The 7,260-nt window shown below is 70.0% G+C and carries 4 protein-coding genes; all 4 read right to left on the bottom strand.

All coding sequences use genetic code 11. The features are described 5' to 3' along the window. Nucleotides 1-217 precede the first annotated feature (217 nt). On the bottom strand, nucleotides 218-1,819 hold the full coding sequence (locus PUT80_RS43465) for a penicillin-binding transpeptidase domain-containing protein (protein WP_275295609.1): 1,602 nt from the start codon (nucleotides 1,817-1,819) through the stop codon (nucleotides 218-220). Nucleotides 1,820-1,946: 127 nt separating this feature from the next. Then, nucleotides 1,947-3,353: an amino acid permease gene (locus PUT80_RS43460; RefSeq protein WP_275295608.1), complete on the bottom strand. Its 1,407-nt coding sequence runs from the start codon at nucleotides 3,351-3,353 to the stop codon at nucleotides 1,947-1,949. 59 nt (nucleotides 3,354-3,412) lie between these two features. Next, entirely contained in the window at nucleotides 3,413-4,003 is a 591-nt protein-coding gene (locus PUT80_RS43455) for an XRE family transcriptional regulator (RefSeq protein ID WP_037812410.1), read from the bottom strand. 94 nt (nucleotides 4,004-4,097) lie between these two features. Next, nucleotides 4,098-7,259 carry an isoleucine--tRNA ligase gene (gene ileS / locus PUT80_RS43450; protein WP_275295607.1) on the bottom strand — a complete coding sequence of 1,054 codons (3,162 nt, stop codon included), beginning with the start codon at nucleotides 7,257-7,259 and terminating at the stop codon, nucleotides 4,098-4,100. Nucleotide 7,260: the final 1 nt, after the last annotated feature.

Genomic DNA, 7,260 nt, shown 5'->3' with positions numbered 1-7,260 from the left:
CGCCGACCCAGCCCACCACCGACCGGAGAACCCACAGTGGACACGCTGGTGCGACGCCAGCCACACCAACGCGCCCACCCAACAAACACCACCCGCACACCCACCACCAAGATCAGCAAAACCTCAAATCGGTGGATCCAGGTCAGATTCCCTCAAGGAGCCCTTCACGGACTTTCAACGGGAGAGGAACCCGCCGCACACCCGCGCTGCTGGGTCCCTACAGCGCGTCGAGGAACTTGGCGCCCAGCGAGACGGCCGGCTTGGAGTCGTTGGCTCCCTCCAGGAACACCGCGAACGCCAGGTCGCCGCGGTAGCCGACGAACCAGCCGTGTGCCTCCGCGCCGTCGCCGAACTGCGCGGTGCCGGTCTTGCCGAACACCGGGCCGGAGTGTGCCAGGCCGGTCGCCGTGCCGCCGGTGACGACCTCGCGCATCATCCCGCGCAGCGCCGCCAGGACCGGGCCGGACGGCGGGTGGTAGCCGGTGTTGACCTTGGTGCCGTCCTCCCACAGCCGCGGCACGACCGCGCGCCCGGACGCCGCGGTCGCCGCCATCACCGCCGCTCCCATCGGGCTGACCTGCACCTTTCCCTGGCCGATGCCGTCCTCGACCTGTTCGTCCGCGTTCGCCGCCGGGTCGACGCGGCCCATCTCGGTGGACAGGCCCTCGATCGAGAAGTCGGCGTTGAGGCCGAACTGGGTGGCCGCCTTCGCGAGCCCGTCGGCGGGCAGCTGCGACGCGAGCCGGGCGAACGTGGTGTTGCAGGACTTCGCGAACGCCTTGTGCACGGTCGTCGTGCCGAGGTCGAACCCCTCGTTGGAGAGCGTGCGGGTGCCGATCCGGTCGGTCAGCGGGCACGGAACCGTGGAATCCGGCGTGACGATCCCGGCTTCCAGCGCCGCGGTCGCGGTGACGATCTTGAACGTCGACCCCGGCGCGTACTGGCCGCTGAACGCCGACGCCGCGTTGGTGACGCTGGCGTTCTGCGCCACCGCGAGCAGGTCGCCGGAGGACGGCTGGATGGCGACCAGGACGGCCTTGCCGTGATACCCGTCGACGGCGGCCTGAGCCGCGTTCTGCGTCGCGACGCTGAGCCCGGTGGCAGCCGGTTTGTGGTCGCCTTCGGGGTTTCCGAACAGTGCTTCGAGGTTCTTGCCCGAGGCGTCCACGCGCTCGACCGCGAACGCTTCGGACGACTGCCCGTGCCCGGTGAGCGCCGAACGGAGCAGCGGGAACGCCTTGTCGTCAGCCAGCTTCAGTCCCCCGCCGCCGGAGACGACGAGCGGTTTGCCGTCGCGGTCGACGACCGCCGGGACGTCCGAGGACGCGATCGCCAGCCGCTGCCCCGCTTCCAGCTTCGGGTGCAGCACCGTCGGAGCCCAGTGGACCCGCCACTTGCCCTGCGCCTGGACGAGCCCGAGGCTGCCGGTGTACGTCCAGACGTGGCCCGGGCCGAGATTCCAGGTGATCGTGTAGCCGGCGGTGGCCTTGTCGCCCTGCGCCGCGCCGACGTCGCCGAGCTTCGCGGTCAGTTCCTTGGGCTTGAGCGTCGCCCACGCGTCCTGCAGTGCGGTAGAGGCGTCCATCGGAGCGTCGGTGGCTTTGCTGGCGGCGTCGGCGTCCTTCCCCGCGAAAGCGAGCAGGTACGTGCGGGCCGCCGACGTCGGGTCGCTCGGCTCCGCGGCCGTCGAGGCAGACTCCGTGCCTGGTGAGGCCGCTGTCGTTCCGCCGCCGTTGAGCAGCACGACCGCGGCCACGACGATCGCGACCACGACCAGCGCGCCCCCGATCAGCACGCCCTTCTTCCCGGCAGGACTCACCGTCGCCTCCCCCTCGCCCACGCGGTCCGCCCGCGTCCGTGGCTCAGCTTGCCCATCGCAGCGCGGGACCGGGCGTTACCTCGGGGAACGCGACGGATTCGTGATCAACGCCGCGCCGTATAGGTCGTTATACAGTCTGATCAGTCGCCCGGCGGGCGCGTTGCCAGCAGATCCCGGCCACGACCAGCGCCGCCACGAGGACGCCCGAGCTGATCAGCTGGATCCGGGCGTCGGCGTCGCCGGTCATCACCGCCAGGATCGCGATCATCGCGGCGAGCGTCGCCCAGGTCAGGTACGGGAAGCCCCACATGCGCACGGTCAGGCTCTCCGGCGCGGTGCGTTCCAGCTGCTTGCGCACCCGCAACTGCGTGCAGGCGACCAGGATCCACACGATCAGCAGCACCGAGCCGACCGCGTTAAGCAGGTATTGGAAGACGGTGTCCGGCCAGAGCGCGTTCAGCGCCACGGCGACGAACCCGAAGAGCACCGAAGCCGCGACCGCGGAGACGGGCACGCCGTTGCGGTCCACTTTGGTCAGTGCGCGCGGCGCGTGGCCGCGTTGTGCCAGCGAGTACACCATGCGGGCCGCGCCGTACATGTTGGTGTTCAGCGTGGACAGCAAGGCGAACAGCACGACCACGTTCATGATCTGCCCGGTCGCCGGGATCCCGATCCGCTCGAGCACCGCGGCGAACGGGCTCTGTCCGATGTGGACACTCGACCACGGCAGCAGCGAGACGATGACCAGCATGGAACCGATGTAGAACACCGAAATCCGCACGACCGCGTTGCGGACCGCCTTGCCGACCGCGTGCGCGGGGTCGTCGGATTCGGCGGCCGCGATGGTCACCACTTCCAGGCCGCCGAAGGTGAAGACCACCGCGAGCAAGCCGGTGCCGACGCCTTCCCAGCCGTTCGGGAGCAGCCCGCCGTTGCCGAGGAGATTGGTCGTGCCGACGAAGGACGTTCCCGGGAGCACGCCGAGGAACGCGAGCACGCCGAGGACGAGGAAGGCCACGACCGCCACGACCTTGATCAGCGCCAGCCAGAACTCGAGCTCGCCGAAGCGGGACACCGCGGTGAAGTTGACCGCGGTCAGCACGGCCATGAAGAGCAGGACCAGCGCCCACTGCGGAATGCCGGGCAGCCAGCTGTTCACGATGATCGCGGCCGCGGTGGCCTCGACGGCGAGCACGACCACGAGCGCGGCCCAGTACAGCCAGCCGATGGCGAACCCGGCCCACGGCCCGAACGCGCGCTCGGCGTGCACCGAAAACGACCCGCTGGACGGGATCGCGGCGGCCATTTCCGCCATCATGCGCATGACCAGCATCGCGAGCGTGCCCGCGAGCACGAAGGACAGCACGATGCCGGGCCCGGCGAGCTTGATCCCGACGCCGGAGCTGACGAACAGTCCCGAACCGATCACGCCGCCCATCGCGAGCATGGCGAGGTGCCGCTGGCGCAGGCCGGCGGCCAGCCCCTCGGCGGCCGGTTCGGCGGCGGCCGGTTCGGCGGCGGCTTTCGAAGTCATGGGGAAATCCCTAGCAGACGCTTCCCCGGGCGCAGGAGCCGAGGCCCGTCCGTCCGGAGTCACCGGCTGGGCCGGTAGCGGGCCCTGAGGTGGAATCGTTCGCCCTGCGGCCCGAGGATGCTGAGGAATTCCACCGCGTGCTCGTCGGCGTTGCCGAACCAGTGCGGCAGATGCGTGTCGAATTCGGCGACCTCGCCGGCCTTCAGCACGAAATCCTGATCGCCGAGGATCATCCGCAGCCGTCCGCTCAGGACGTACAGCCAGTGGTATCCCTCGTGCGAACGCGGATCCGGGTCGAGCCGGTCGGTCCGCCCGGCGGGAAGGATCTGCTTGTACACGTGCAGCCCGCCGGGTTTGCGGGTCAGCGGCAGGACCGTCATGCCGTTGCGGTCGAACGGCCGGAGATGCACGCGCGGGTCGCCGCTGGGCGGCGCGTCGACGAGTTCGTCGAGCGGCACCTGATAGGCCTTGGCCAGCGGGAGCAGCAGTTCCAGACCCGGTTTGCGCTGCCCGGATTCCAGCCGGGACAGGGTGCTCACCGCGATCCCGGTGGTCTCCGACAACGCGGTGAGAGTGATCCCGGTCCGGCGGCGCAGCTCCCGCAGCCGCGGCCCGACCGCGGCCAGCACGGCGTCGAACTCTTCGCTCATGCCCACATGGTGCGGGCGGCTTTGCGGTTTCCGCCAAGAATTTTTGCCGAAACCGCGGTCTTGCCCCGGAGGACCGGAGCAAGACCGCGGCTCGTCACGCCTTAGCGACCGCCACGCGCACCTTCACGCCCTCGCCGACCGTGCCGTCGAAGCCCTCGGCCACCTCGCCGTAGGACACCGACGTCGCGAGTGTCTCGGACGCCACGAACTCCTCGTGCTTGCGCACCGCGGCCGTCACCTCGTCGGCGGCGTCCACGGTCAGCGAGATCCGGTCGCCGACGTCGAGACCGGCCTCGCGGCGCGCCTGCTGGACCACGCGGACCAGGTCGCGGGCAAGGCCCTCGGCCGCCAGGTCCCCGGTGACCTCGGTGTCCAGCACGACCAGGCCGGCCCCGCCGGGCAGTTCGGCCGCCGCGCCGCCGCCGGACGCGACCAGGCGCCGGTCGTACTCGCCCTCGACCAGTTCGACGCCCGCCGCCACGACCGCGCCGGACGCGTTGGTCGTCCAGTCGCCCGCCTTGACCGCCTTGATCACCTGCTGCACGGCCTTGCCCAGCCGCGGCCCGGCCGCCCGCGCGTTCACCGCGACCTCGAACGTGCCGTGTGCCGCGACGTCGGTGGTCAGCTCCACCGACTTCACGTTCACCTCGTCCCGCAGGATCTCGGTGAACCCGCGCAGCGCTTCGACGTCCTCGGCCGCGACGACGAGCTTCGCCAGCGGCAGCCGCACGCGCAGCTTGTTCGCCTTGCGCAGCGCCAGCGCCGACGACGCCACCTGCCGCACCTTGTCCATCGCGGTCACCAGCGCCGCGTCGGCGGGCAGGTCGAGCGCGTTCGGCCAGTCGGTCAGGTGCACCGAACGGCCGCCGGTGAGCCCGCGCCACACGGTTTCCGTGGTGAGCGGCAGCAGCGGCGCGATGACCCGGCAGGTCACCTCCAGCACGGTGTGCAGCGTGTCGATCGCGTCCTGCTCGCCCGCCCAGAACCGGTCGCGCGACCGGCGCACGTACCAGTTCGTGAGCACCTCGAGGAAGTCCCGCACCGTCTGGCACGCGCCCGCGATGTCGTAGCCGTCCATCGCGGACTCGACGTCGGTGACGAGTTCGTGCGTCTTGGCGAGCACGTACCGGTCGAGCAGATGCGTCGAATCCGTGCGCCACTGCCCCTGCTTGCCTTCGGCATTCGCGTACAGGGCAAGGAAGTAGTACGAGTTCCACAGCGGCAGCACGGCCTGGCGCACCGCGTCGCGGATCCCCCGGTCGGTGACGACGAGGTTGCCGCCGCGCAGGATCGGGCTCGCCATGAGGTACCACCGCATGGCGTCGGACCCGTCGCGGTCGAAGACCTCGTTGACGTCCGGGTAGTTCCGCAGCGACTTCGACATCTTCTGGCCGTCGGAGCCGAGCACGATGCCGTGCGACACGCAGGTGCGGAACGCCGGCCGGTCGAACAGCGCGGTCGCGAGCACGTGCAGCAGGTAGAACCAGCCGCGGGTCTGCCCGATGTACTCGACGATGAAGTCGCTCGGGTAGTGGTGCTCGAACCATTCGCGGTTCTCGAACGGGTAGTGCACCTGGGCGTACGGCATCGACCCGGAGTCGAACCACACGTCGAGCACGTCCGGCACGCGGCGCATCGTGGAGCGGCCGGTCGGGTCGTCCGGGTTCGGCCGGGTCAGCTCGTCGATGTAGGGCCGGTGCAGGTTGTCCAGCCGCACGCCGAAGTCGGCCTCCAGCTCGTCCAGCGAGCCGTAGACGTCGATGCGCGGATAGGCCGGGTCGTCCGAGCGCCACACCGGGATCGGCGTGCCGAAGTAGCGGTTGCGGGAGATCGACCAGTCGATGGCGTTCTCCAGCCACTTGCCGAACTGGCCGTCCTTGACGTTCTCCGGGTACCAGGTGATCTGCTGGTTCAGCTCGACCATCCGGTCCTTGAACTGCGTCACCGCGACGAACCACGACGACACCGCGCGGTAGATCAGCGGGTTCCGGCACCGCCAGCAGTGCGGGTACGAGTGGTCGTAGGTCTCGTGGCGCAGCAGCACCGCGCCCTGGCGCTCCGCGCCGCCGGTGCCGTTCTTGAGGTCCCGCACGATGTTCGGGTTCGCGTCGAACACCAGCTGCCCGGCGTAGTCCGGAACGGTCTCGTCGAACTTGCCGTGGTCGTCCACCGGCGTCACCGGGGCGATCCCGGCCGCGTCGGTGACTACCTTGTCTTCGGCGCCGTAGGCGGGCGCGATGTGCACGACGCCGGTGCCGTCGTCGGTGGTGACGTAGTCCGCCGACAGCACGCGGTGCGCGTTCTCCGTGCCGACGAAGTACGGGAACGGCGGCGCGTAACGGGATCCGAGCAGCTGCTCGCCGGTGTAGCGCGCGACGACGGCCGGCTCCTCGCCGAGTTCGCGCGCGTACGCGGCGACGCGGGCCTCCGCGAGCAGGAAGCGCTTGCCGTCGCTTTCCACCACGACGTACTGCACCTCGGGGTGCACCGCGGTGGCGAGGTTGGACGGCAGCGTCCACGGGGTCGTGGTCCAGATCAGGAGGTACGTGCCGTCGAGGTCGTTGTCGTTGCCCTCCAGGCGGAATCCGACCGTGACGGCCGGGTCCTGCCGGTTGCGGTAGACGTCGGCGTCCATGCCCAGCTCGTGGTTGGACAGCGGCGTCGCGTCGCGCCAGCAGTAGGGCAGGACGCGGTAGCCCTCGTAGACGAGTCCCTTGTCCCACAACCGTTTGAACGCCCAGAGCACCGACTCCATGTAGGTGACGTCGAGCGTCTTGTAGTCGTTGTCGAAGTCGACCCAGCGGGCCTGGCGGGTCACGTAGTCGCGCCACTCGTCGGTGTAGCGCAGCACGGACTCGCGCGAGGCCTCGTTGAACTTCGCGATGCCCATCTCTTCGATCTCGGTCGTCTCGGTGATCCCGAGCTGCCGCATCGCTTCGAGTTCGGCGGGCAGGCCGTGGGTGTCCCAGCCGAACCGCCGGTCGACGTGCTTGCCCTTCATCGTCTGGTAGCGCGGGACGATGTCCTTGACGTACCCGGTGAGCAGGTGCCCGTAGTGCGGGAGGCCGTTGGCGAAGGGCGGGCCGTCGTAGAAGACGTACTCGTTGTCGCCGTTGGTGCCCTCGGGACGGGCGTCGATGGTCGCCTGGAAGGTCCGGTCGCTCTCCCAGTACGCGAGGACGCTCTCCTCCAGCGCGGGGAACGACGGCTGGGACGGGACCGTGGTCTCTCCGCCCGGCGAAGCCTGGGGGTACATC

Source organism: Amycolatopsis sp. La24 (assembly GCF_029087445.1).
In the GTDB taxonomy this organism is placed as follows: domain Bacteria; phylum Actinomycetota; class Actinomycetes; order Mycobacteriales; family Pseudonocardiaceae; genus Amycolatopsis; species Amycolatopsis nivea.
The sequence above is the reverse complement of the archived record's forward strand: the minus strand, read 5'-3'. Positions and strand labels throughout refer to the sequence as shown.

Coding starts and splice junctions, on each gene's coding strand:
- PUT80_RS43460 (WP_275295608.1), bottom strand. CDS start 3,353: ATGACTTCGAAAGCCGCCGCCGAACCGGCCGCCGCCGAACCGGCCGCC.
- PUT80_RS43455 (WP_037812410.1), bottom strand. CDS start 4,003: ATGAGCGAAGAGTTCGACGCCGTGCTGGCCGCGGTCGGGCCGCGGCTG.
- ileS (WP_275295607.1), bottom strand. CDS start 7,259: ATGTACCCCCAGGCTTCGCCGGGCGGAGAGACCACGGTCCCGTCCCAG.